The organism is Streptomyces sp. NPDC008317, from assembly GCF_042955955.1.
Taxonomy (GTDB): Bacteria; Actinomycetota; Actinomycetes; order Streptomycetales; family Streptomycetaceae; genus Actinacidiphila.
In genome coordinates this window covers 1-25633 of sequence record NZ_JBIBFQ010000009.1, presented here as the reverse complement: position 1 = coordinate 25633, position 25633 = coordinate 1, and the positions used below count along the sequence as shown (strand labels likewise).

The following is a 25633-nucleotide window of genomic DNA, read 5'->3' as shown; positions in this document are numbered from 1 at the left end:
CGGTCTTTTGAGGGGCGCGGGGAACTGCGCGGTCAGCCATGGCGCTCCCGCAGGTCGACACCGGTCCCGGCGGGGCAGCCCGGTTGTTTTCCGGCCGCCGGCCGGTGGGGGGTTGCGCGCGCGGTTCTGCGCGCGCCTGGCGGGAAGTGCGGGTTTGGGGGAAAGATGCGGGAACGCAACAGGGCCGGGGCCGAGGGCGGCGGCTCGGTGGGGCAGAATCGGGGATTATGACGAGCCACCACAACCGCCCGGCCGCGCAGGCCACCACGCCCGACCCGGCAGGCGGGACACCGCAGTACCCCGACCGGGTCTACCGCTCGGTGGCCGGACTGTGCGCCGGTGTGCTGCTGCTGGTGCTCGCGCTGTGGCTGGGCGGCGACGCCGTGGTGCACGGGAAGGGACACGCGCCGTGGCTGGCGCTGGCCTCACTGCTGCTGGCGATCCCGCTGATCGTGGCGTTCACCTTGCGGCCCGCCGTCTACGCGGGCGAGCAGCGGCTCAAGGTCCGCAACCCGTTCAGGACGATCTCGGTGGCGTGGGCCGGCGTCGAGTCGCTGCGCGCGTCGTTCTCGAACGAGCTGTTCGCGGGCGGCAAGAAGTACCAGATCTGGGCGATCCCGGTCTCGCTGCGCGCGCGCAAGCGCGCGACCAAGCAGCAGATGCGCGCCAAGGCGGCGGGCGACGACCCCTTCGGCGCGCCCCCGCGCCGCAAGCCGCGCCCCGGCCTCCCGGTCGACGACGACGGCGCCTACCGTTCGCCCTCCGACCAGGCCATCCACGAGCTGCGCGAGCTCAAGGAGCGGCACGGCGCCGACGACGGCTCCGAGCCCCCGAAGCCCGAGATCCGCTGGGCCTACGAGGTCATCGCCCCGGCCGTCGCCGGTTTCGTCGTCCTCGTCGTCCTCCTCGCCATCGGCGGCTGACCCTCCCCCCCGAGGCCCCCCTGAGCCCTGCGGAGACCCCCCGAGGCCCCCGCGCCGCCCGGCGCGCCCTGCGAACGTCACCCCTAGCGACCGTCCGTGAACAAGGGGCAACTTCGCGGTGAAGGATGCCGTGGGCAACCTGTGAGACAACCCTCAATTATCTGAGGCCACATACATTGCCCGTGCCGCACGATCTACCGCGCGTGCGGCCTTCCTCGACGTGGGGCGACAAAGAGGTCATCAGGGGTGGGGTTGCGGCAGATGGCAGGAGAGATCGGTGGGGCCAGTGTGGTGGGGACACGGTGTCAGATCGACATCGACGAGAACGGGTGGCACTCGTGGCGACTGACGGCGAACAACGGCCGGGTGATCGCTCTCGGGGCGAACGCGTATCCGGACGACGCCGCGTGCAGGGCGTCCTTCGAGGGGCTGTGCGAGAGCGCGGAGGGACTGGCGGGCGGCGTACAGCACGCCGCCGAGTCCAATGGATGGATCTGGCGGTTACGGGACAGTGAGGGTCGTGTGCAGGCCGTATCGGCGCGGGCGTACGAGCGGCACTCGACGTGCCAGGCCGCGTACGACCGGTTCCGTCTGACACTGCTCGGGCTCGGCGCCGCCGAATCCGTGCCCTGGGACGACGCGAGCTGACCGAAGAACCTCAACGGCCACGTTCCGTGCCGCGCCGACGCGCGGCGGGACGTGGCCGCCGTGTTTCCCCGCCCGCCCGGCCGGCCCCCGCGCCCCGCGTCCGCCCCGCGCCCCGACCTGACCCGACCCGCCCGCCGCCCCCCGGCCCGTACGGCTGTACGGCCCACGTGATTCCGTACGGAAACCGAAGTTGCCCCTACGGGTGCTGTCGTTCACATCGGCTTGCGAATGCGGCCATCGCGGACCATGAGCGTCAATGCGTGACGATGCGAACACTGGCGAGAACCGGCGAGCCGGACCAGGGTGACGGGCCCGGAGCCGACAGCGCCCGGCGGCTGCACGCCGACTCGGGGCTGCCCGACCGGGTGTTCAGGGCAGTGGCGCGCGGCGGCGGCAGCCTGGTGCTCGTCGTGATGCTGCTGGTCGGCGGATTCCTGCTGTACCGGGCGTGGCAGGCGCTGCGCAAGGTGGGCGTTCCGGCGTTCCTGACCACCGCCGAATGGGACCCGGACGCCGGGCACTTCGGCATCGCGGCCGTCATCATCGGCACGGTGCTGATCGCGGCGGTCGCGATCGTCATCGCGGTGCCGATGGCGATCGGCACGGCGCTGTACATCTCGGAGTACGCCCCCGCCAGGCTGCGCCGCACGCTGGTCAGCACCGTGGACCTGATGGCCGCCGTGCCGTCGGTGGTCTACGGCCTGTGGGGGCTGTTCTTCCTCCAGGGCAAGGTGATCGGCCTGGCCCGCTGGCTGTCGACGTACTTCGGCTGGATCCCGCTCTTCCACGTGGACGGCGCCGACCCGCACGACCCGCTCGCCACCGCGACCGTCTACACCGCGTCCACCTTCGTCGCCGGAATCGTCGTGGCCATGATGGTCACCCCGATCATCTGCTCGATCATCCGCGAGGTGTTCTCGCAGGCCCCGGTGGGGGAGCGGGAGGGCGCGTACGCGCTGGGCGCGACCCGCTGGGGCATGATCCGCTCGGTCGTCCTGCCGTACGGCATGGGCGGCATGATCGGCGGCACCATGCTCGGCCTGGGCCGCGCGCTCGGCGAGACCATCGGCGTCTACCTGGTCATCTCGCCGATCTTCGTCATCCAGCCGCACATCCTCCAGAGCGGCACCAGCTCCGTCTCGTCGCTGATCGCGCTGCGGTACGGCGAGGCCAGCCCGCTGGGCATGTCCGCGCTGATGGCCGCGGGTCTGGCCCTCTTCCTCATGACGCTGGTGGTCAACTTCGCCGCTTCGTCGATCGTCGCCCGCAGCCGGTCCGGCGCCACCGCCGAGTAGCCGCCCAGTAGCCGAGCCGCTGAGCCGCCGCCCCACCGTCAGCCCGCATCCGTCAGCCGCACGCACGCCGTAGGCCGAGCGATCGGCGGAACCAGGAGACCCCCTCGTATGACCACGGACGCACCGGACTCCGTCACCACGGCGCCGGAATCCGCCGGGACCGCCAACGCCCCGGCGCACCCGGCCCCGGCGCACCCGGCCACGAAGGCCCCCGGCACCGGCACCGTCATCCCCGGCCCGGCCCCCGCGGCAGCGGAACGCCGGCGCTCCACCTCCACCGTCCGCCAGACCGACCTGCTCGGACTGCTCGGCTCGGCAGCCGCCTCCCTCTCCCTCACCTGGCTGTTCTTCGCCAGGATCGCCCCCTTCAGCGGGGCCCTCGGCTTCGTCGTCTTCTGGTACGCGCTGTTCATCGCGCTGTACGCGCTGCTGGTCTCCTTCGACGAGGACGGCCCGGTGGTGCGCGACAAGATCGCCTCCGCCGTGGTCCACAGCATCGCGGTGCTGCTGCTGGTCGCCCTGCTGTTCGTCGTCGTCTACACGCTGTGGTCCGGCCGCAGGGCGATACCGCACCTGAACTTCTTCACCCAGGACATGTCCGTCACCGGGCCGCTCGACCCGCTGAGCGCGGGCGGCATCAAGCACGCCGTGGTCGGCACGCTGATCGAGATCGGCATCGCCCTGGTCCTCACCGTCCCGGCGGGACTGCTGTGCGCGGTGTTCCTCAACGAAGTGCCCGGACGCTACGCGCGTTTCGTCCGTACGGTCGTCGAGGCGATGACCGCGCTGCCGTCGATCGTGGCCGGTCTGTTCATCTACGCCACCGTGATCCTCGCGCTGAACGTCCCCAAGTCGGGCTTCGCGGCGTCGCTGGCCATCTCCGTGATGATGCTGCCGATCATCATCCGCGCCTCCGACGTGGTGATCCGGCTGGTGCCCGGCACCCTGCGCGAGGCGTCGTACGCGCTGGGGTCGCCGCGCTGGCGGACCGTATGGCATGTGGTGCTGCCCACCGCCCGGTCGGGGCTGACCACCGCGGTCATCCTCGGCACCGCCCGCGGCATCGGCGAGACCTCTCCCGTCCTGCTGACGGCGGGCTTCGGCGCGAGCACCAACTACGACCCCTCGCAGAACCCGATGGTGTCGCTGCCGCTCGCGACCTTCGAGTTCGTGAAGTCCCCCCAACCCACCATGATCGCGCGCGGGTTCGGCGCGGCGTCGGTGCTGCTGGTGCTCGTCCTGGTGCTCTTCGCGCTCGCCCGGGTCCTCGGCGGGCGCGACGCGGGCCAGTTGAGCAGGCGCGGCACCCACCGCAGGGTCGTCGCCTCCCGCCGGGACACGCGCCGCTTCACCGAGCGCGCCGCGGCGCGCGACGGCTACTCGTCGGCGTCGGCCGCCCCGGCCTTCCGCACGACAACAATCCAACCTGCACAGGGAGTTGACGGATCGTGAAGAGGATCGGCTGGACGGGCCTCAGGGCGGCGAGGGCGGCAAGGGTGGCAAGGGCGGCAGCGGGTGCGATGGCCGCGCTGCTGATCTCGCTGCTGTTCCTCGGCCAGGCACCGCCGGCCAAGGCCGACTCGTACGCGAGGATCAGCGGCGCCGGCTCGACCTGGAGCCAGAACGCCGTCGACCAGTGGCGGGCGAGCGTCAAGAAGTACGGGATGACCGTCGACTACACGGGCAGCGGCTCGTCCGACGGCCGCCAGCAGTTCACCAACGGCACCGTCGACTTCGCCGTGTCCGAAATCCCTTACGGCATGACCGAGTTCGGGGTGCGTGAACCTCCGCCCAAGCGCGGCTACGCGTACATGCCGATCGTCGCGGGCGGCACGGCCTTCATGTACAACCTGAAGATCGGCGGCAAGCGGGTCACCAATCTGCGGCTGAGCGGCGGCACGGTCGCCAAGATCTTCACCGGCCGGATCACCAACTGGTCCGACCGGCAGATCGCCGCCGACAACCCCGGCCTCACCCTCCCGGCCCGCAAGATCATCCCGGTGGTGCGCTCCGACGGCTCGGGCACCACCGCCCAGTTCACGCTGTGGATGTCCAAGCAGCAGGGCGCGGTGTGGAACGACTATTGCAAGCGCGCCAACAAGCCCACCCCGTGCGGCCTGACGTCGTACTACCCGGTGATCCCCGGCTCCGGCTTCATCGCCCAGTCCGGCTCGCTCGGCGTGTCCGGCTACACCCGGCAGAACTACGCCGAGGGCGCCATCACCTACGTCGAGTACTCCTACGCGGTCACCACCGGCTTCCCGGTCGCCAAGGTGCTCAACGCCAAGGGCTACTACACCGAGCCCACCGCCTCCAACGTCGCCGTGGCGCTGACCCAGGCGCAGATCAACCAGGACGAGAACTCCTCGCAGTATCTGACGCAGATCCTCGACAAGGTCTACGCGTACCAGGACGCGCGGACGTATCCGCTGTCCAGCTACAGCTACATGATCCTGCCGACCTCGCTGGACTCGCCGCTGACCGAGGACAAGGGCAGAACGCTCGGCGCGTTCGGCTACTACTTCCTGTGCCAAGGCCAGTCGCAGGCACAGCCGTTGGGCTTCTCGCCGCTGCCGAAGAACCTCGTGCAGGCCGGATTCGACCAGCTCAAACGCGTCCCCGGTGTGCAGGCCCAGACCATCAATCTGGCGGGCTGCCACAATCCGACCTTCTCCAGCGACGGCACCAACACCCTGGCCAAGAACGCGCCGTTCCCCAAGGCGTGCGACCGGCAGGGCACGCAGCAGTGCTCCGACGGCACGGGCGGCGCGTCCAGGCAGCCCACCTCGGTCAAGCCGCAGGCCAACGCCGCCTCCGGCGGCGGCTCCAACGGCGGCAACTCCGGTGGGAGCAAGGGCGGTTCCGGCGGTACGGGCGGCGGCTCGTCCGGCACCACGGCGGGCGCGAGCGGCGGTACGGGCACCACGTCCGGCGGCACCACGGCCGGTACGAGCGGCGCCGCCACCGGCGGTACGACCGCCACGGGCGGCACCGGCCAGAGCGTCGACCCCGACACCGGACTGCCCGCGGGCGACTCCGGCGGCACCGGCGGCAACCAGGACATCGTCGCCTCCAGCGTCGGCGTCGGCAACGAGACCTTCTGGGGCATGCGGACCTGGCTCATGGGGCTCTCCGCCCTGGCGCTGCTGCTGGTCGTCCTCGCCCCGCCCACCCTCGCCAGGCGGCTGACCAGGAACGGGAGGCGTGATGGCCGCGCGTAACCACCCCGGAGCCGCCCGAGGCCGCGTCCTGTCGGTCCGCCTCGGCGCGCTTCTCACCTCGCTGCTCGCCGCCGTCGGCCTGACCCTGCTGCCACCGTCGGCGGGCGGCGGACAGGCCCACGCGGACACCGGCACGGACACCGGCTCCGCCGTCACCAAGCCCGGCACCAAGGGTCCCTACGACGACTTCTCGCACCTGAGGGTGACGGTCGAGCAGACGAGGAATCTGCGGACGCAGGGACTGAAGGTCTCATGGGCGGGCGGGGTGAAGAGCTCGCCCAACAACGCGGGCAACTACCTCCAGCTCATGCAGTGCTGGGGTGACGCGGCGACCGGCCCGACCCCGGAGCAGTGCGAGTACGGGAACCCGCCGCCGAACACGGGCGTGCTCAACGTCGGGCGGAGCGTGGGCAATCTGGACCCGCTGGAGCCGGCGCAGCACACCGTGCCCTTCACCACGGTGAAGGGCGCCAGCTCGACCGACGTCAACCAGTTCTTCACGCAGTACGCGACCAATGAGCAGGACCTCGCCACGACCGGCGTCGACGGCAGCGGCCAGACGATCTTCCAGGCGGAGGACGCGGACACCTCGCCGATCCTGGGGTGCGGCACGGTGGCGAGGACCGGTCAGGCGCCCGAGCCGTGCTGGCTCGTGGTCGTGCCCCGCGGCACCCACGAACCCGACGGCTCCGAAGCGCCGCCGCCCAACGGACTGATCAGCTCCCCGCTGTCCGCGGGGAACTGGGCCCAACGCATCGTGTTCCGCCTCGACTTCGCCCCGACCGACTCGCCCTGCCCGATCGGCCAGGACGAACAGCCCACCATCGGCTCCGAGATGATCTTCGAGGCGATGAGCTCCTGGGCGCCGACCCTGTGCACCTCGCAGAAGGTCACCTACGGATACGTTCCGCAGCTCGAGGACTTCTCCCGTACGCAGGTCACCAGCCCCGGCACGGGCTCGGCCGGACTCGCCTTCATCGAGAACCCGGTGCTGCCCCAGCCGGACGTGGCACCGGTCGTCCACGCGCCGGTCGCGGTCTCCGGACTCGTCATCGGCTACAGCGTCCAGGTCGCCGGATCGTCCCAACAGGTGCCCCGGATACGGCTGAACGCGCGGCTCGTGGCGAAGATGCTCACCGAGTCCTACCAGTGCGACCTGCCGGGCAACGACTTCCCGCGCGGCAGACTTCCGGCGAAGAACCCGTTCGGTATCGAGCGCGACCCCGAATTCGCGCGGCTCAACGCCGGTGTGCCCTACCCCGTGGGCAGTTCCTGCGGATTCGGTATCGGGGTCCCGCAGGGCGCGAGCGATTCGGCGGGGCAGCTGTGGAAATGGCTGCTCTCCGACCCCGACGCGCGCAACTTCCTTTCCGGAAAACCCGACCCGTGGGGCACGGTCATCAATCCGTATTTCCTGGAACTGGCACCGGTCAGCACCCCGCCGTCCGGCTTCGACAAGCCGGACCCGACGGTGTGGGCACCCGACAGCCGCTTCCCCGACATCCGGCTGACGGCCGTCGGCGTGAACCCGTACGGCAGCGGTCTGAGCGACGACGCCAGGACGGTCCGCAAGGCCAACAACGGCGGCATCACCGGCTTCAACCCCACGTCCACGCCCCCGGCGCTGACGAAGGCCGAGACGCAGCCCGCGGGTTCGAACTTCATCATGGGCCTGACGGACGCGGCCAGCGCCGCCCGCTACCGGCTCGGCACCGCCGAACTCCTCAACGCCGACGGCCAGTTCGTCGCCCCGACGGTCGACTCGATGACCAGGGCGGTGAACGGGATGAAGGCGGGCAAGGCCCCGGGCGTCCTGGACGCGGACCCCTCCGCGAAGACACCGGGCGCCTACCCGCTCACCACCGTCACCTACGCCGCCGCCTCCACCTCGCTGGACGCCGCCGACCGCAAGACCTACGCCGCGCTGATCCGGTACGCGGCGGGCTCCGGCCAGCGACAGGGCATCGGCTTCGGCCTGCTGCCGCTCGGCTACGCACCCCTGACCGCCACCCTGCGCGAACAGGCCCTCACGGCCGCGTCCGCGCTGATCGCCGGTGTGCCCCCGGCCACGGGACCGGGTGACACGTCCTCCAACGGCGGTTCCGGCTCCGGCCCCGGCGGTACGGGAACGACCGGCGGCGGTACGGGCGGCGACGCCGGCCACGGGGCGACCGGCGGGGGACCGGGGCCGGGCGGCGCACCGCCCGCGTCCCCGTCGTCGTCGGCCCCCGCCGCCGGTACGACCAAGGGCTCCACCGGCGGACCCGCCGCCTCGCCCCCCGTCAGCAACGTCGCCCAGACCGGCGGCACCACCCCCCAGGCGATTCTCGGCGCCATCCGCTGGGTGCTGCTGATCGTCCTCATCGCGGGCATCGCGGGCTCCCTGGCCGGGCCCCTGCTGATGCGCGCGGGCGTCGTCCGCGGCAGGAAACCGGTGTGACGGGTACTTGGGCGCCCCTTGGAAGGAAAATAAAAGAGAATTTGGAATACCCGTTGTTCACTTTTGCGGGGCGGTAATTTTGGTTGCCACTTCTTGAGGAGATCGGCAGGATCATTCATGGCCGGACCGACAGGTCAGGTCTTTTGGGGGGAATTATCAATTCTCCTTGCGTGTCACACGTCTGGAAATTCCATCCGCATCGACTCGGAGGAAATACAGTGAACGTGAAATTCGCCAAGCGGGCGGCGATCGTGGTCGGTACCGCGACCCTCGGTGTCACCATCGTGGCCGGTACGGCTCAGGCCGACCCGGCGGCCGGTGTCCACCGCACGCTCGTCGCGGTCGGCTCCGACACCACGCAGGACGTGCTCAACGGCCTCGGCAACAAGATCGCCGACCCGAACCCGACCGGTTCCTCGGACGGCAACCTGATCGCGTCCTACGACGCCACCGGTTCCTCCACGATCTCGACGCGGGACACCACCTGTGCGTCGGTCACCCGCCCCGACGGCTCGGGCGCCGGTGTCAACGCGCTGCGCGCCGACATCGCGGCCGGCAGCCACTGCATCGACTTCGCCCGGTCCTCCTCCACCCCCAACGCCACGGGCCAGTTCACCTTCATCCCGTTCGCCGTGGACGCGGTGACGGCGGCGACGGCGACCACCACCAACCTGCCCGCCAACTTCACCTACCTGGCCGGCGGTTCCTCCCTGACGAACGCCCAGAAGGCCACCTCCGACCTGACCCGGGTCTACAACTGCCTGGACACGGCGGGCAACCCGCTGCCGGCCGGCACGTACCCGACCATCGGCGGCGTCACCGTCCACCCGCTGGTGCCGCAGGCCGGTTCCGGCACCCGCAAGTTCTGGGCCTCGACGCTGGGCTTCAACGCCACCACCCTGCCGTCCTGCGTCAAGGACACCGCCGCGAACGGCGCCGCCGTCCAGGAGCACAACGGCAGCGCCCTCCAGGGCCCGAACGACCTCATGCCGTTCTCGATCGCGCAGCACATCGCGCAGGGCCGCTCCCTGCCGGGCGTGACCGACCGTCGCAACGGCGCGGTGCTCAAGACCGTCAACTCCACCGCGCCGCTGAACGCGAGCGGGAACCTCAACACCGCGTTCCCGGTCACGCGTGAGGTCTACAACGTCATCCCGGACAGCCGGGTGACCGGCGAGACGCTCATCAAGAACACCTTCGTCGGCAGCGCCTCCAAGGTGTGCACCGCCAAGTACGACTCCACCACCACGGTGATCAACAAGTACGGCTTCGGCACCGACACCAACTGCGGCAACGCGACCACCCTGGTCAGCCGCGACCTCGTCTGACCCGTCGTCTGACCCGTCACAGCGGCGGACCACCGTCCGCCGGGCCGGGCGTCCCTCGGGGGCGCCCGGCCGCTCCCGGCACCGCGACGCGGTGCGCCACGTACACACCGGACTCCTTCAGGGGGAGAGAAGACAATGACGAGACGAAGACTGCGCGGCGTTCTGGTCGGCGCGCTCGCACTGGCCATGGGCACGGGCGCGCTGCTCGCGGGGGCGGGCACCGCAGGCGCCACCACCGGTACCCCGACGGCGACTTCGGGCACGGTCACCCTCACCGCCCGCGGCACCGGCATCGACGACGACTCGCCGTTCGCGCGGGTGTCGGTCGACAAGGCGTGCCCGGCGAACTACCAGGACGCCCTCACGGTGTCGCTCGTGGTGCCGGACGGCCGGGAGTCGCTCCTGGCCTCCCACCTGACCGGCGGCGCCCCGTACGCCAAGGCCCCGGTCACGGCGCAGGTCCCGGAGGCGTCGGGCAACGGCACCATCGTCCGGTCGATCGCCACCGCCTTCGACGTCGCCAGTGTCCCGGTGGCGGACGGCACCTACCCGATCCACGTGACCTGCGCGAACGCCGACCGGGCGAACTTCCCCGAGCACCCGACGTTCACCGGCTTCATCGACGTGACCGGTGACACCTGGCAGGTCTCCGGCCACGCCGCCCCGGTCGCCACCAGCGTCAGGCTCAGCGCCGACCCGGCCAACCACGTCCAGGTCGGCAAGCCCTTCACGCTCACCGCGAAGGTCGCGGGCGGCGTGCCCGGAGCCGTCCAGTTCGAGGCGGACAACGGCGTCACCGTGTACGACACCCCGGTGCCGGTCGTGAACGGCGTGGCCACCTTCCAGCCGCCGGCCAACGCCGCGCCGAACGTCCGCAGTTACATCGCGGTCTTCATCCCCGCCGACCAACTCGCCTACGCGCAGGACTACTCGGTCCTCAGCTACTCGTTCGTCAACGCGCCGTCCGTCACGGTGACCGACGCGGACGGCAACGCCCTCGGGGACAGCCCGCAGTTGACCCCCGGACAGCACATCAAGGTCTCCGCGCAGGGCTTCCTGCCGCAGAGCCAGGAGCAGGTGCTGCCGTTCGTGTCCAACGCCCTCGCGCTCTTCGCCCCGGTGGCGACCGACGCGCGGGGCTCGGTCACCGGCTACGACCTGACGGTGCCGAAGCTGATCGCCCGCGGCTCCCACACCCTGACCCTCACCGGTCTGTGCAGCTTCGTCCAGGTCTCCTTCACCTTCACCACGAAGTGACCGCGAAACAGCGCTGACCAGCACAGACGTACCACCGGCCGGGCATCGTCCAGATGCCCGGCTGCCGCCGTGACACGGCGGGAACGGCACCACCGCACCACCTGAGCACCGCATCACCGCAGTACCGGCACCGCCACCGCACGACTCGTACGACTCGTACGACCGACGCATATCCCCGAGGGGACGAGGAGACATGAAACGAAGAATGCACGCGGCGCTGCTGAGCGTGCTCGCACTGGTCCTGGGCACCGGGGCCCTGGTCCTCACCACCGCGGGGACCGCGAACGCGGATCTGGCCGGGAACGTGACGCTGTCGCCCGCCGCCGGCACCGTCGACGACTCCCCGGCCTTCACGTCGGTCTCGGTCGACCAGGCATGCCCCACGAACTACCAGGACGCCGTGAGCGTGTACATCGTCCTCGACGGCGCGGAGTCGCTCCTGGCGACCCACTTGACCAACGGCGCCCCGTTCTCGACCGCCCCCATCACCGCGCGGCTCCCGGCCTCGGGGGGCAACGGCACGATCCTCCGGTCGATCAGCTCCGCGTTCGACGCGTCAAGCGTGGAACTCGCCGACGGCACGTATCCGATCGACGTGGTCTGCAAGTCCGCCGACCCGTCCGCCGGGGACCTGCCGACCTTCACCACGTTCATCGAGATCACCGGCTCCGACTGGGCGGTGAAGACGGTCACCCCGCCGACGTCGACCTCCGTCGTTCTCACCGTCGACCCGGCGGGCCGGGCCGTGGCGGACAAGAAGATCACCCTCAAGGCCACCGTCACGCCGGACACCGCCGAAGGCACCGTGACCTTCAAGCAGGGCGCCGTGCCCGTCACCGGCGGGAACATGATTCCGCTGGTCAACGGCGTGGCGACGGCGAGCATTCCAGGGATCGGCAACCCCGGCGTCATCACGCTCTCGGCGCAGTTCACGCCCAGCGACCCGCTCAAGTTCGCCGCCAGCCAGAACGGGGTGTCGTATCCCGTGGTGGCCGAGCCCGACCTGACCGTGCTCGACGACTCCGGGACCGAACTGCACGACACCCCGGCGCTCACCAAGGGCCAGAAGATCAAGGTCACCGCGGAGGGGTTCCTGCCGGGCCCCACGGGCGGGAACGGCGAGAAGATCACCTTCGCGCTGGACGGGTCCCCGGCCGCCGACGACGCGACCGCCGACAACAGCGGCAAGATCGCCAACTACGCGGTGACCCTGCCCGCCGACCTCGCCGACGGCAGCCACTCCCTGGTGCTGACCGGCGCGACCAGCGGCATCAAGCAGACGTTCGCGTTCACGGCGGGCGCGGGCACCTCGCCGACCGACGATCCGACCGGCACGCCGACCGACGAGCCCACGGACACCCCGACCGACACCCCCACGGACACGCCCACCGACACCGGCGGCGCGGACGGCGGAGGCACGTCGACCGACGGCGGCGCGGCCAACGGCGGTCTGTCCAGCGGCGGTTCGTCGGGGACGTCGGGCGGCTCCGGCGGCAGCAACGGCCCGCTGGCGGCCACCGGAGCCACCGGTGTCGTCCCGCTGAGCGTGCTGGCGTTCCTGATGGTGACCGGTGGCGGCTATGCCGCCTACCGGGTGCGCAGGGACGGCAAGTTGCTCACCTTCGGTCCCACGCCGCGCGACTGACCGTACGCGGCACGCCGGGCGGCGGGCGGTTCCGACCGTCCGCCGCCCGGCGACCGGCCGTACTGCCGCCGTACGACCGACCGCTACGACCGGTCCGTACGACCGCTGTCGGGGCCGCGTACGAGACCGCGGCGCCGACCCCCCCGTCCGAGCACGTCAGCGAAACGCACGCACGCGAAGGAGCGCCACCCGTGGCCGTACTGTCACCGTCCCGCGAGGCCGCCGGGCCGCCGCCGGAACCGGCCGAGCCGCAGATAGGTCGGGCGGCCGAACAGCCGCCCGCCGCCTGGTTCGTCATCCCGGGCGCGGCGCTGACCCTGCTGGCCGCGCTGCTGCTCGGATTCGTCGTCAATCTCACGCTGCTCGGCCACGTCGAGCACGCCCGCGCCCAGCAGACCGGTTACGCCGACCTGCGCGCCCAACTCGCCAAGGGCACGGCCCCGGTGGGCCGTCTGGACGACAAGGGCGAGCCCGTGCCGCTGGGTTCGCCGGTCGCGGTGCTGCACATCAAGGCGATCGGCCTCAAGGAGGTCGTCTTCCAGGGCACGACGTCCGGTGTGCTCAGGTCAGGTCCTGGGCACCGCAGGGACACCCCGCTGCCGGGCCAGCCGGGCACCAGCATCGTGATGGGCCGTCAGTGGGGCTACGGCAGCCCGTTCAACCACATCGACGAGCTGAAGGCCGGGGACCCGATCACCGTCACGACGGGCCAGGGCCAGCAGCGGTACCAGGTGACCGGAGTGCGGCACGCGGGCGACCCGGCGCCCGCGCTGCCCGGCACCGGACAGGGCCGGCTGATCCTGATGACCGCGACCGGCGGCCTCTACACCCCGCACGGTGTGCTGCGGGTGGACGCGGAACTGGTCAGCGACGTCCAGCCGGGCCCGGCGGCGGGCGGCGGCATCTCGGCGGCCGAGCAGCCGCTGGCCGGTGACCCGGCCGCCTGGCTGCCGATCCTGCTGTGGACGCAGGGGCTGCTGCTCGTCGCGGTCGCCGTCACCTGGACCTACCGGCGCTGGGGGCGCTGGCAGACGTGGATCTGCGCGGTCCCGGTGCTCGCCGCCGTCGTGGTCGCCCTGTCCGGTGAGGCCACCCGCCTGCTGCCCAACCTGCTGTGAGACCGGCGTACTTGGGACCGGGGTGCTGGACCGGAGTTCTCTGGACCGGAGTGCTGGAGGCCGGACCTCCCGGGACCGGACCGCCTGGTCCCGGACCGCCTGGGACCGGACCGCTTGAGCCGCTTTCGGACCGAGCCCGCCACGAACCGCCCCGACGCATACCCGACGCATATGAGGAACACGATGTCAGCGACTGACGAGACCGTCGTACTGCCGCCCGTCCCCGGCGACCCGCCGACCGGCGGCGACCCCCGCTCCGATTCCCGCTCCGATTCCCGCTCCGCCTCCCGTTCCGCGACCCTCGACGCCCGTGAGGTGTCGGCCTGGTTCGGCGACCACAAGGTGCTCGACCGGGTGTCGCTCACCATGCCCGCGCAGCGCGTCACCGCGCTGATCGGCCCCTCCGGCTGCGGCAAGTCCACCTTCCTGCGCATCCTCAACCGCATGCACGAACTGATCGGCACCGCCTCGCTCGCCGGGCAGGTCCTGCTCGACGGCGAGGACATCTACGACCGGGGCCGCCGGATCACCCACGCCCGCCGCGAGATCGGCATGGTCTTCCAGAAGCCGAACCCGTTCCCCGCGATGTCGATCTACGACAACGTGCTGGCCGGACTGAAGATGAACGGCGTCAAGGCCGGGCGCGGCGAGCGCGACGACCTGGTCGAGGAGTGCCTGACCAAGGCCGGGCTGTGGAAGGAAGTACGCGACCGGCTGCGGCAGCCCGGCGGCGCGCTCTCCGGCGGCCAGCAGCAACGCCTGTGCATCGCACGGTCGTTGGCGGTACGGCCGCGCGTGCTGCTGATGGACGAGCCGTGCTCCGCGCTCGACCCGACCTCCACGCGGCGCATCGAGCAGACCATCGGCGAGCTGTCCGACGACGTGACCATCGTCATCGTCACCCACAACATGCAGCAGGCCGCCCGTGTCTCGGACTCCTGCGCCTTCTTCCTCGCCGAACAGGGCACGCCCGGCGTGATCGTGGAGCACGGCCCGACCGACGACATGTTCAACCGCCCGCAGGACCCACGCACGTCGGACTACGTCAACGGCCGGTTCGGCTGAGCGGCGGCGCCCCGTGCGACCTCCGCGCAGCCCACGGTGCCGCCCGTACGCACCCGCGCTGCTGACCGCGTCCGTGGCCACCGCGCTGGCCGCGGCCCTGACCTCGTGCGTTCACCCGGCGGCGCACACCCCACCGGCCGCCGCGGACCGTACGCGCGTCCCCGTACAGCGGCCGTCCGCGCCCGCCGTGCCCACCGCTCCCGCCGTGCCTACCGTGCCCGACCCGTCCGCCGCGTCACCGGCCGGGGACGCCAACCGGCCGCGTCCGTACGCCGATCCGGCCGCGAGCACCCCACCGGCCTTCCCGCCGCCGACCGGGAAGGCCGAGGCCGTGAAGGGCACGAAGGGCACGAAGGGAGCCGGGGCATCCGCCGCCCCCTCCCGGACGGGCGCGCCGCCGCCCGCCACGACGGCCGCCCGGCCGGGGCCGAACCCGTCCCGCGGCGCACCCGCCGCGCCGAAGAAGGCCGCCGCCGAGCGTCAATACCCGCCCGGCACCACGGTGTTGCGGATCGGCGACTGGTCACGGCCCGTCGTGCGCGGCGACCAGGCCACCATCGACGCGTGCGGGGCGGCCGTGCTGTTCGCGGGACCCGATCCGGCGCTCTCCGACGGCTACGAGATGCGAACCTCCGTCATCGTCGGCCACGACTACTGCGGCTACGACAAGCTTGCCCCGCTGCCGGTCGGCACCCGCGTCACCCTGGACACCCCGAGGGGCACGCTGTCCTTCCACGTCTACGCCACCTACGTCAACCCCGGCAGGGGCGGCCCCGACAACGGCCTCTACTGGGGCGACCTCACCCTCCAGACCTGCGTGGGCCCGGACACCGGCTTCAGCTATCTGACCCGCGACTGAACGGGCCCGACCCGCACGCGATGTGACGCGCCGTCAAATACCCGCCGCCGACGCCACATCCGCCTTCAGCGCGGCCATCACCTCGTCGGCCGTACGCCGCGCCGCGCCCAGATCGGCGGCCGAGGCCACCGGCACCACGACCTCCAGGTAGCACTTCAGCTTCGGCTCGGTACCGCTCGGCCGGACGACCACCCGCGCCGACTCGACGGTCCCGGCGCCCGCCAGGCGGTAGCGCAGCCCGTCCGTCGGCGGCAACTGCTCGCTGCCCTCGGCCAGATCGTCCGCCGACGTCACCGCGAGGCCCGCGAGCGCGGCCGGCGGCCGATCGCGCAGCCGGGCCATCGCGTCCGCGATCAGCGAGAGGTCGGCGACCCGCGCCGAGAGCTGGTCGGTGGCGTGCAGACCGTGGTCGAGCGCGATGTCGTCCAGCAGGTCGGTGAGCGTGCGCGAGTGCTGCTTGAGGGTCGCGGCCAGCTCGGCGATCAGCAGCGCCGCCGTGATGCCGTCCTTGTCGCGTACGCCCTCCGGGTCGACGCAGTAGCCCAGCGCCTCCTCGTACCCGTACCGCAGGCCCTCGACGCGGGCGATCCACTTGAAGCCGGTCAGCGTGTCCCGGTACGCCAGGCCCGCGCCCGCCGCGATCCTCGACAGCAGCGACGACGAGACGATGCTCGCCGCGAACGTGTCGCGCCCGGCCACCGCCGCGCCCGTACGCACCAGGTGCACCGCGAGCAGCGCGCCCAACTCGTCGCCGCGCAGCGTCCGCCAGCCCGCGGGGGAGTCGCGGTCCGGTACGGCGACGGCGCAGCGGTCGGCGTCCGGGTCGTTGGCGATCACGACGTCGGGGCCGACGGACTGGGCGCACTTGAACGCCAGGTCCATCGCCCCCGGCTCCTCCGGGTTCGGGAAGGCCACGGTGGGGAAGTCCGGGTCGGGCTCGGCCTGTTCGGACACGGGCGTCGGCGCGGGGAAACCGGCGCGGGAGAAGGCCGCCATCAGCGTCCGCAGGCCCACCCCGTGCATCGGCGTGTAGACCACCGACACATCGCGCGCGCCGCCCTCGGCGACCACGCCCGCCGCGCGGGCCAGATACGCCTCCACCACGTCGGGGCCGAGCACCCGCCAACCGCCCGCCGCCAGCGGCACATCGGCCAGCGCGCCCACCGCGGCGATCCGTTCGGCGATCTCCGCGTCGGCCGGGGGCACGATCTGCGAGCCGTCGCCCAGATAGACCTTGTAGCCGTTGTCCTGCGGCGGATTGTGGCTCGCGGTCACCATCACCCCGGCCGCGGCGCCCAAGTGCCTGATGGCGTAGGCCAGTACGGGCGTCGGCAGCGGCGAGGGCAGCAGCGCGGCGCGCAGCCCGGCGCCGACCATCACGGCCACGGTGTCGCGCGCGAAGTCGTACGACTTGTGCCGGGCGTCGTAGCCGACCACGACCAGGGCGTCCTCGGCGCGCTCCCCGAGATACGCGGCCAGGCCCGCGGCGGCCCTGATCACCACCGCGCGGTTCATCCGCATCGGCCCGGCGCCCAGCTCGCCGCGCAGGCCCGCGGTGCCGAACTGGAGCGTGCCGCTGAAACGGTCCGCCAGATCCGCGAGCGCCTGCGCGCCGCGCGGGTCGTCCGGGCCCGCCTGCGCGGCCTCCAGGACGCCCGCCAGCTCCGCGCGGGTGTCCGGGTCCGGGTCCTCCGCCAGCCACTGGCGCGCGCGCTCCACCAGCTCACGCCCGCCGTTTCCGCCCGCCATGCCGCTCTCCGTTCCACGTGGGTCGGGCCGCCAGGGCCCGCCCCTCCAGCCGATGCCGCCGCGCGGGGCGGCAGGGCCGGTTTCCACCGGCAGGGTCAGTTTTACGTACTACCCCGCCCGTCCACCCGGCTTTACGCGCCCGCGGGCTCCACGTGCCTACAGACGTCCGAGGACGCGCCCGAGCAGCGAACCCATCCGGGTCGCGGACTCGCGGCCCGCCTCCAGCACTTCCTCGTGGTTGAGCGGCGCGCCTGTCATGCCCGCGGCCAGGTTCGTGACCAGCGAGATGCCCAGCACCTCGGCGCCGGCCTCGCGGGCCGCGATGGCCTCCAGCGTGGTCGACATCCCGACCAGGTCGCCGCCGATCGCCCGCACCATCCCGATCTCGGCCGGGGTCTCGTAGTGCGGCCCGGGAAGCTGGACGTAGACGCCCTCCTCCAGGGTCGGGTCGATCTCGCGGCACAGCGTCCGCAGCCGCGGCGAGTACAGGTCGGTGAGGTCGACGAAATTCGCGCCCACTATCGGCGAGGTCGCCGTCATGTTGATGTGGTCGCTGATCAGCACCGGCTGGCCCGGCAGGTAACCGGGGCGCAGGCCGCCGCAGCCGTTGGTGAGCACCACCGTCTTGCAGCCGGCCGCCACCGCCGTGCGCACTCCGTGCACGACGCTGGAGACGCCCCGGCCCTCGTACAGGTGCGTACGGCCCAGGAAGATCAGGGCGCGCACTCCGCCGATCCGCACGGAGCGGAGTTTGCCCGAGTGGCCCTCCACCGCCGGGGCCGGGAAGCCCGGCAGGTCGGTGATCGACAGCTCACAGTCCGCCACGCCCAGCTCGTCGGCCGCGGGCACCCAGCCCGAGCCCATCACCAGGGCGACGTCGTGGGTCTCGGCGCCGGTCAGCTCGCGCAGGCGGGCGGCGGCGGCGTCGGCCGCGGCGTAGGGGTCGGCATTCACAGAAGCGTTCACGCGCATGAGGGTAACCTGTCTCGGCCTACGCGCGTAGACGGTGCCCTGGGCTTACGAAGTGCGGCTCCTCCGGCAGGGCCCCGTTTTTGCCCGCCCGCCCACCCGTGCGGGTGTTCTCTTCGTCTGCGGGTGCCGCTTGTGCCTGGTCGGTGCCGGGCCGGGGCACCTCCTCGAAATCCGTATCACCTGGCCTCTGCGAATCCGGCACCCGGCCGTCAACGTATTTCTGCGGGGGCACCCCGCCCCGTCCCCTCCCGGTACGTCGGCGTCCGACGGTCCGGTGGGGGTTGCCGGGAGGGGGGTGGGTGGGGGGTGGGTGGGGGCTCGGCCCCTGCGCCCCCCGACCCGCCCGCGGCGGCGGGAGGGGGATGGATGGGCTCGGGCACGTCGGCGTCTGACGGTCGGCTGTGGTGGCGGAGGGGGGTGCGGTGCGGGTCCTGCGCCGCCGTCGACCTGCCGGGGTGGGCGCGAGGGCTCCAGTACGCCGGCGTGTGCCTGTGCGCTGTGGCTGAGGGAGGTGTCAAAGACCGGTGGGGGCGCCCGGCTGTTCCTCCGCCGTGGGAAATCGGCGGAGACTGCCTGTCTCTGACACCTGTCCGCCTGCGGACCGTGTGAGGGGCCATGCAGCCCCTTGGGTGGAGGACGCTCGGGGTGCCCTCATGGTCTTTGACACCCACCCCGGCCACCCCCACCGGACCGTCGGACGCCGACGTACCGGGAGGGGACGGGCCGGGGTGCCCCCGCAGAAATGCGGTGACAGGGAGGGTGCCGGATACGCGGGGGCAGGTAGCCGCATTTCGAGGAGGTGCCCCGGACCGGCACCGACCAGGCACAGGCGGCACCCGCAGACGAAAAAGCACCCGCACGGGTGGGCGGGCGGGCAAAAAAGACACGGGCGGGAAAGGCCCAGGCGCTAGCAGGGCCTTTTGCGGAGGGACATGACGTAGTCATGCGGGGCCCCGGCAGACTCGGCGGCGTCAGCCAACTCACCGAGGTAGCGGGCAGAGGGCAGCCCGCCCTCGTAATCGTTGAGCACGTAGAGCCACGAGGCGACCTCCCCGTCGAGCGTGTGAACGCGGACGGTGGCGCGCCGGTAGAGACCGAGCGGCACACCCTCCCAGCGATCGAGCGACTCCTCGTCGACGGGCGCGATGTCGTACAGCCCGACGAAGACCTGGCTGTCCTCGTCCTCCACGAGCGTGGCGAGCGCCCCCTCCCACCCCATCTGCTCGCCGCCGAAGGTGAGCCGCCAGCCGTCGAGCCAGCCGGTGCCGCGCAGGGGGGAGTGCGGGGCGCGGCGGGTCATCAGCCGCGCGTCGAGGTTGCTGGCGTAGGCGGCGTAGAGCGACATGACCACGAGAGTACGGGAGCACGCGCGGCGGACGGCCGCACGCCGTTTCGGGGTGTCCGGACGGCGGGCGACGGCGCCCGGATCGGACAAGCGTGCCCCCTGGCGGAGAACACTTGGCGCGTGCGGGACAATGGGGTACGTGACAAGGATCGTGATCATCGGAGGCGGACCCGGCGGCTACGAAGCTGCCCTGGTGGCGGCGCAGCTCGGCGCGGAGGTGACCGTCGTGGACTGCGACGGCCTGGGCGGGGCGTCGGTGCTGACCGACTGCGTACCGTCCAAGACCCTCATCGCCACCGCCGAGGTGATGACGACGTTCGATTCGTCGTACGAGGAACTCGGCATCATCGTCGCCGACGACACCCCGCCGCTGGAGCGCGCGGCGCGCGTCGTCGGGGTGGATCTGGGCAAGGTCAACCGACGCGTGAAGCGCCTGGCGCTCGCGCAGTCGCACGACATCACCGCGTCCGTGACGCGGGCCGGCGCCCGGGTGATGCGCGGGCGGGGGCGGCTCGACGGCTGTCAGACCGCCGCCGACGGCAGCCGCTGCGTGGTGGTCGAGGCCGCGGACGGCACGACCGAGCGGCTGACCGCAGACGCGGTGCTCGTGGCGACCGGCGCGCGCCCGCGCGAACTGGAGGACGCGCTCCCGGACGGCGAGCGCATCCTCAACTGGACGCAGGTCTACGACCTGGACGAGCTGCCCGAGGAACTGATCGTGGTCGGCTCCGGCGTGACCGGCGCGGAGTTCGCGGGCGCGTACCAGGCGCTCGGCTCCACGGTGACGCTCGTGTCGTCCCGCGACCGGGTGCTGCCCGGCGAGGACCCGGACGCCGCCGCCGTACTGGAGGACGTCTTCCGGCGTCGCGGCATGAACGTGATGGCCCGCTCCCGCGCCCAGTCCGTCAAGCGGATCGGCGACCGGGTCGAGGTCGCGCTGGCCGACGGCCGGGTGATCACGGGCACGCACTGCCTGATGGCGGTCGGCGCGATCCCGAACACCTCGGGCATGGGGCTGGAGGAGTCGGGCGTGAAGCTGACCGACTCCGGTCACATCTGGACCGACAAGGTGTCGCGGACGAGCGCGCCCGGCGTGTACGCGGCCGGCGACGTGACCGGGATCTTCGCGCTCGCGTCGGTCGCGGCCATGCAGGGCCGGATCGCGATGTACCACTTCCTCGGCGACGCGGTGGCCCCGCTCAACCTCAAGACGGTCTCCTCGAACGTCTTCACCGACCCGGAGATCGCCACCGTCGGCTACACGCAGGCCGACGTGGACAACAAGCGGATCGTGGCCAATGTCGTCAAGCTGCCGCTGCTGCGCAATCCGCGGGCCAAGATGCAGGGCATCAGGGACGGCTTCGTGAAGCTGTTCTGCCGTCCCGGCACGGGGATCGTGGTCGGGGGAGTGGTGGTCGCGCCCAAGGCCAGCGAGCTGATCCACCCCATCTCGATCGCCGTCGACAACAATCTGACGGTCGAGCAGATCGCCAGCGCCTTCACCGTGTACCCGTCGCTGTCCGGCTCGGTGGCCGAGGTGGCACGGCAGTTGCACACCCGCAAGGCGGCCGAGGCGGATCTGGGCTGACGGCCCCTCGCGTCATCCGGAAAGGCGCCGTTTGCGAACGCACGGTCGGCGTATAGCACTCGCCGGTCTCTTTTGTGCACGACTTCCGTCATCTGGTGCAAAGTGCTGAAAGCCGACGGACGTTGGCGTTACTGTCGGTTCCGTGTTCGCTGCAGAACGTCGCCAATTGATCCTCGAAATGGTGCGGGCGAACGGGGCGGTCTCGCTCCGTGAACTCGCCCGTGTCGTCCAGACCTCAGAAGTGACCGTGCGCCGGGACGTGCGGGCGTTGGAGGCCGAAGGACTGCTGGACCGCCGGCACGGCGGTGCGGTCCTGCCCGGTGGCTTCACCAGGGAGTCCGGTTTCCCGCAGAAATCCCATCTAGCGACCGCGGAGAAGTCGGCCATCGCCGAACTCGCCGCCGATCTCGTGGACGAGGGCGAGGCCATCGTCGTCGGCGCGGGGACCACCACGCAGGAGCTGGCCCGTCGGCTCGCGCGGGTGCCGGGACTGACGGTGGTCACCAACTCCCTGCTGGTGGCACAGGCGTTGGCGCACGCCAACCGGGTCGAGGTGGTGATGACCGGCGGCACGCTGCGCGGGTCGAACTACGGCCTGGTGGGCAGCGGCGCCGAGCAGTCCCTCCAGGGGCTGCGGGTCTCGCGCGCCTTCCTGTCCGGCGCGGGCCTGACCGCCGAACGCGGCCTGTCCACGTCCAACATGCTCTCCGCGAGCGTGGACCGGGCGCTGGTGCAGTCCGCCGCCGAGGTCGTCGTCCTCGCCGACCACACCAAGCTCGGCACCGACACGATGTTCCAGACCGTGCCCACCGACCTCATCACCCACCTGGTCACCGACGAGCCGCCCGGCGGCGACGAGCGGGCCGGTACCGAACTCCAGGCGCTCGCCGACCGCGGCGTGCAGATCACCGTGGCGCCGCTGACCGGCGCGGACGCCATCGCCGCCGGACGGCCGCGCCACGACCAGCCTTTGCCAGGACCCCGGCGGCCCCAGCCCCTGCGCAGCGCCCAGCCGCTGCCCGGTGGCGGCCCGTCGCTGGCCGGAGGCGGCGGCACCGAGCCCACCCCGCGGCTGGCGGACGTCCGCCGCCGCTAGGGCTCCCCGCCCACCGGAGCTCCCTGTCCACCGGGGCTCCCCGTCCACCGGAGAGCTCTCCACTCACCGGAGCTCTCCGCTGCCCGAGCTTCCTAGACCGGCTCCGCGGCCGTCTCCCTCACGGCCCTGCGGCCGGTGTCCTCCACGGCCCCGCGGCCGGTGTCCTGCCGGGTCCGCAGGCCGTCCAGGGTCAGCGTCATCAGGCGAACGAACAGCCCCGTGTCCTCCCGGTTGTTCTCCGCGGTCAGCACGATCGCGTTGATCAGCTTGAGCAGGTCGGACATGGTGGCGTCCGACCTGATCTCGCCCGCGTCCTGCGCGCGCCGCAGCAGCGACTCGCCCGACGAGCGCAGCAGCGCCTTGCACGCGGGCATCTTCGCGTCCGGCGCGGACATGATGGCCTTGGCGAGGCCCCGGTACGCGGTGGAGTGCACGGCGACCGCGTAGAGCCACTTGGTGAGCGCGTCGACCGGGTCCGGCTCCTCCAGCAGTTCTTGCGCGCGCGCGTTGAGCTTGACCAGCTCCCGCTCGAAGACGGCGTTCATCAGGGTGTAGCGGTCGGGGAAGTGGCGGTACAGCGTGCCGATGCCCACCCCGGCCTGCCGCGCGATGTCCTCCAGGGCGACGTCGGTGCCGTGCACGAAGAAGGCCTGGGCGGCCTCTTCCAGCAGCCGGTCGTAATTGCGCTGCGCGTCTGCCCGCATGGCGTCATGCCTCCTGAAGTGCCGGTCCTCACGGCTCGCCCGTACCCGCGGCGCGCCCACGTCCACGGCTGACCACGCCCACGCCACCCGTGCCCGCGGCTCGCCCGAACCCATCGTTCGTCAAAGTCCGCCCAAAAGCGATTGTAGAACCGGAGGCTGTCTCCGTATAGTTAACGGAGGAACCCTCCGTTTATTGCTCTCCGCTGGAGGCTTACTCAGCATGTCCACACCCGCAGTGCGCGCGCTCTCCACCGCATCCCGCACTCCGTCCCCCGCCCGCGGGCGACCGTTCATCGCCCTCGTGGCCATCGTCGGCACGCAGCTCATGCTGCTGCTCGACGCCACCGTGGTGAATGTCGCCCTGCCGGGCATCGGCACCCATCTCGGCTTCTCGCCCACCGGCATGTCCTGGGTGCTGAACGTCTACACGCTCGCCTTCGGCGGCCTGCTGCTGCTCGGCAGCCGGATAGGCGACCTGATCGGCCGCCGCAGGGCGCTGATGTGGGGCGTCGGCGCCTTCACCCTCGCCTCCGTGGCCGGCGGCGTCGCCAACGACTCCACCACCCTGCTCATCGCCCGCGGCCTGCAAGGCGCCGCCGCCGCGCTGGCCGCGCCCAGCACCCTGGCGCTGATCGCCACCTCGTTCTCCGAGGGCTCGGAACGCAACCGCGCGCTGAGCGTCTTCTCCGCGATCTCCGGCGCCGGTTCCGCGATCGGCCTCACCGTCGGCGGCATGCTCACCGACTGGGGCTCCTGGCGCTGGGTCTTCTTCGTCAACGTCCCCGTGGGCCTGGCCATCGTGCTGCTCGCCCCGCGCTACATCAAGGAGACCGAGCGGCACCCCGGCGGCCGGTTCGACATCGCCGGCGCCCTGACCGGCACCCTCGGCATGGCCTCGCTGGTCTACGCCTTCATCCGCGTCGGCGAGAGCCACTGGACCGACTCCCGCGCCCTGACCAGCTTCGTCATCGCCGCCGCCCTGCTCGTGTCGTTCCTGATCAACGAGACCCGCGTCGAGCGCCCGCTGGTCGTGCTGCGGCTCTTCCTCAACCGCAACCGCGCGCTGGCGTACGGGATCATGCTGCTCGTCCCCGCCGGGATGTTCGGCGTGTTCTACTTCTCCACCCAGTACCTTCAGACGTATCTGCACTACAGCCCGCTGCGGACCGGCTTCGCCTTCCTGCCGCTGGCAGGACCGCTGTTCGTCGCCGCCCGCCTCGCCCCGCGCGCCCTCGCCCGCTTCGGCGCCAAGCGCGTCGCCGCCACCGGCGGTCTGTTCAACGTCGGCGGCACGGTCTGGCTCTCCACGCTCAACGCGTCCGACGGGTACGCGGGCGGCATCCTCGGCCCGCTGATCCTGATCGGTGTCGGCGTCGGCTTCACGATGATGCCGCTCAACACCTTCATCCTCTCCGGCGTCGAGCCGAAGGAGGCGGGCTCCGCGTCCGGGCTGCTCCAGACGATGCAGCAGGTCGGCGGCAGCCTCGGACTGTCCATCCTGGTCACGGTGTTCGGCACCGTCTCGCGCCACGCGCACAGCGAGCCGTTCATCCACGGCGCCACCGCCGCCTTCACCGCCGCCGCGGTCTTCACCGCCCTGTCCGTCGCCCTGGTCCTGGCGCTGCGCAGTCCGAAACCGGTGTCCCTGCGCTGACGGCGACCCGTTGACGGGGCTCTGTTGACCGTGTTGACGGTACGGAGCCGCGTGCGTGGACCAACGCGCGAACGCCGGTGGGGCCGGTCGTCGTGACCGGCCCCACCGGCGTTTCGTACGTACGGCCGCTGCCGTACCGCCTTCGTGCGTGCTGTGGCGTCAGTCCTTGATTTCGCAGATGACGGCGCCGGAGGAGACGGAGGTGCCGACTTCGGCCTTGAGGCCGATGACGGTGCCCGACCGGTGGGCGTTCAGGGGCTGTTCCATCTTCATGGCCTCCAGGACCACGATCAGGTCACCCGCGGTGACCTGCTGGCCCTCCTCGACCGCGACCTTCACGATCGTGCCCTGCATCGGCGAGGGCAGCGCGTCACCCGAGACCGCCGCACCCGCCTTCGCCGCCGTCCGCCGCTTGGGCTTGGCACCCCCCGCGGCCGCCGTCCGCGCCAGCGTCATCCCCAGCGACGCGGGCAGGGACACCTCCAGACGCTTCCCGCCGACCTCCACCACCACGGTCTCCCGGCCCGGCGCGTCGTCCTCGTCCACGACCGCACCCGCGAACGGCGGGATCGTGTTGTCGAACTCCGTCTCGATCCACCGCGTGTGCACCGTGAACGCACTCCCGTCCGTCGGTGCGAACGCCGGGTCGGTGACGACCGCACGGTGGAAGGGGATCGCCGTCGCCATCCCCTCCACCGTGAACTCGCCCAGCGCCCGCGCCGCACG

The 25633-nt window shown here is 71.8% G+C and carries 20 protein-coding genes; 15 read left to right on the top strand and 5 right to left on the bottom strand.

The annotated features are described in order from the left end of the window. The first annotated feature begins 227 nt into the window (after window positions 1-227). The 12 genes from ACFY9V_RS26710 (at window position 228) to ACFY9V_RS26655 (ending at window position 15799) form a co-directional block, all read left to right on the top strand. On the top strand, window positions 228-923 hold the full coding sequence (locus tag ACFY9V_RS26710) for a PH domain-containing protein (RefSeq protein ID WP_355336910.1): 696 nt from the start codon (window positions 228-230) through the stop codon (window positions 921-923). Window positions 924-1184: 261 nt separating this feature from the next. Continuing rightward, window positions 1185-1571 (top strand): hypothetical protein, encoded by a 387-nt coding sequence (locus tag ACFY9V_RS26705; RefSeq protein WP_355336911.1) that lies wholly within the window; start codon window positions 1185-1187, stop codon window positions 1569-1571. A gap of 266 nt (window positions 1572-1837) precedes the next feature. Beyond that, on the top strand, window positions 1838-2866 hold the full coding sequence (gene pstC, locus ACFY9V_RS26700; protein WP_355337214.1) for a phosphate ABC transporter permease subunit PstC: 1029 nt from the start codon (window positions 1838-1840) through the stop codon (window positions 2864-2866). A gap of 108 nt (window positions 2867-2974) precedes the next feature. Next, window positions 2975-4318: a phosphate ABC transporter permease PstA gene (pstA, locus tag ACFY9V_RS26695; protein WP_391163299.1), complete on the top strand. Its 1344-nt coding sequence runs from the start codon at window positions 2975-2977 to the stop codon at window positions 4316-4318. A gap of 44 nt (window positions 4319-4362) precedes the next feature. Then, on the top strand, window positions 4363-6087 hold the full coding sequence (locus ACFY9V_RS26690; protein ID WP_391163298.1) for a substrate-binding domain-containing protein: 1725 nt from the start codon (window positions 4363-4365) through the stop codon (window positions 6085-6087). Beyond that, a complete protein-coding gene (locus ACFY9V_RS26685) occupies window positions 6074-8527 on the top strand; it encodes a hypothetical protein (RefSeq protein WP_391163296.1) in 2454 nt (817 codons plus the stop codon). Before ACFY9V_RS26690 ends, ACFY9V_RS26685 begins: the two co-directional genes overlap by 14 nt. Window positions 8528-8745: 218 nt before the next feature. Further along, complete coding sequence (locus ACFY9V_RS26680) at window positions 8746-9855, top strand: hypothetical protein (protein ID WP_355336915.1); 1110 nt, start codon at window positions 8746-8748, stop codon at window positions 9853-9855. Window positions 9856-9990: 135 nt separating this feature from the next. After that, the gene (locus ACFY9V_RS26675) at window positions 9991-11112 is read left to right on the top strand and encodes a hypothetical protein (protein WP_391163294.1); all 1122 of its coding nucleotides are present in this window, start codon (window positions 9991-9993) and stop codon (window positions 11110-11112) included. A 193-nt stretch (window positions 11113-11305) separates the two neighbouring features. Beyond that, a complete protein-coding gene (locus ACFY9V_RS26670; RefSeq protein WP_391163292.1) occupies window positions 11306-12757 on the top strand; it encodes a hypothetical protein in 1452 nt (483 codons plus the stop codon). A 191-nt stretch (window positions 12758-12948) separates the two neighbouring features. Beyond that, window positions 12949-13875, top strand: a complete 927-nt coding sequence (locus ACFY9V_RS26665; RefSeq protein ID WP_391050551.1) for a sortase domain-bontaining protein — start codon at window positions 12949-12951, stop codon at window positions 13873-13875. A gap of 183 nt (window positions 13876-14058) precedes the next feature. Then, complete coding sequence (locus ACFY9V_RS26660; RefSeq protein ID WP_391163290.1) at window positions 14059-14940, top strand: ATP-binding cassette domain-containing protein; 882 nt, start codon at window positions 14059-14061, stop codon at window positions 14938-14940. 13 nt (window positions 14941-14953) lie between these two features. Further along, the gene (locus tag ACFY9V_RS26655; RefSeq protein WP_391163289.1) at window positions 14954-15799 is read left to right on the top strand and encodes a hypothetical protein; all 846 of its coding nucleotides are present in this window, start codon (window positions 14954-14956) and stop codon (window positions 15797-15799) included. Window positions 15800-15832: 33 nt separating this feature from the next. Here ACFY9V_RS26655 and ACFY9V_RS26650 read toward each other — a convergent pair whose 3' ends face one another. The 3 genes from ACFY9V_RS26650 to ACFY9V_RS26640 all read right to left on the bottom strand — a co-directional run bounded on the left by ACFY9V_RS26650 (window position 15833) and on the right by ACFY9V_RS26640 (window position 19865). After that, window positions 15833-17548 (bottom strand): phospho-sugar mutase, encoded by a 1716-nt coding sequence (locus ACFY9V_RS26650; RefSeq protein WP_391163288.1) that lies wholly within the window; start codon window positions 17546-17548, stop codon window positions 15833-15835. A 156-nt stretch (window positions 17549-17704) separates the two neighbouring features. Continuing rightward, window positions 17705-18520, bottom strand: coding sequence for a purine-nucleoside phosphorylase (locus ACFY9V_RS26645; RefSeq protein ID WP_355336924.1), 816 nt, complete (start codon window positions 18518-18520; stop codon window positions 17705-17707). Between the two features lie 907 nt (window positions 18521-19427). After that, on the bottom strand, window positions 19428-19865 hold the full coding sequence (locus ACFY9V_RS26640) for a gamma-glutamylcyclotransferase (protein ID WP_355350335.1): 438 nt from the start codon (window positions 19863-19865) through the stop codon (window positions 19428-19430). Between the two features lie 130 nt (window positions 19866-19995). On the opposite strand from ACFY9V_RS26640, the gene ACFY9V_RS26635 reads away from it, so the two are divergent. Continuing rightward, window positions 19996-21453 carry an NAD(P)H-quinone dehydrogenase gene (locus tag ACFY9V_RS26635; protein ID WP_355350338.1) on the top strand — a complete coding sequence of 486 codons (1458 nt, stop codon included), beginning with the start codon at window positions 19996-19998 and terminating at the stop codon, window positions 21451-21453. Between the two features lie 142 nt (window positions 21454-21595). After that, on the top strand, window positions 21596-22549 hold the full coding sequence (locus ACFY9V_RS26630; protein ID WP_391050564.1) for a DeoR family transcriptional regulator: 954 nt from the start codon (window positions 21596-21598) through the stop codon (window positions 22547-22549). Between the two features lie 92 nt (window positions 22550-22641). Here the strand turns inward: ACFY9V_RS26630 and ACFY9V_RS26625 are convergent, their stop codons facing one another. After that, window positions 22642-23253: a TetR family transcriptional regulator gene (locus ACFY9V_RS26625; protein WP_391163287.1), complete on the bottom strand. Its 612-nt coding sequence runs from the start codon at window positions 23251-23253 to the stop codon at window positions 22642-22644. Between the two features lie 220 nt (window positions 23254-23473). Between ACFY9V_RS26625 and ACFY9V_RS26620 the strand changes: the two genes are divergently transcribed. Further along, window positions 23474-24907 carry a DHA2 family efflux MFS transporter permease subunit gene (locus tag ACFY9V_RS26620; protein ID WP_391163285.1) on the top strand — a complete coding sequence of 478 codons (1434 nt, stop codon included), beginning with the start codon at window positions 23474-23476 and terminating at the stop codon, window positions 24905-24907. A 159-nt stretch (window positions 24908-25066) separates the two neighbouring features. Here the strand turns inward: ACFY9V_RS26620 and ACFY9V_RS26615 are convergent. Beyond that, a partial coding sequence (locus tag ACFY9V_RS26615; protein ID WP_391163283.1) for a biotin/lipoyl-containing protein occupies window positions 25067-25633 on the bottom strand: 567 nt, incomplete at its 5' end.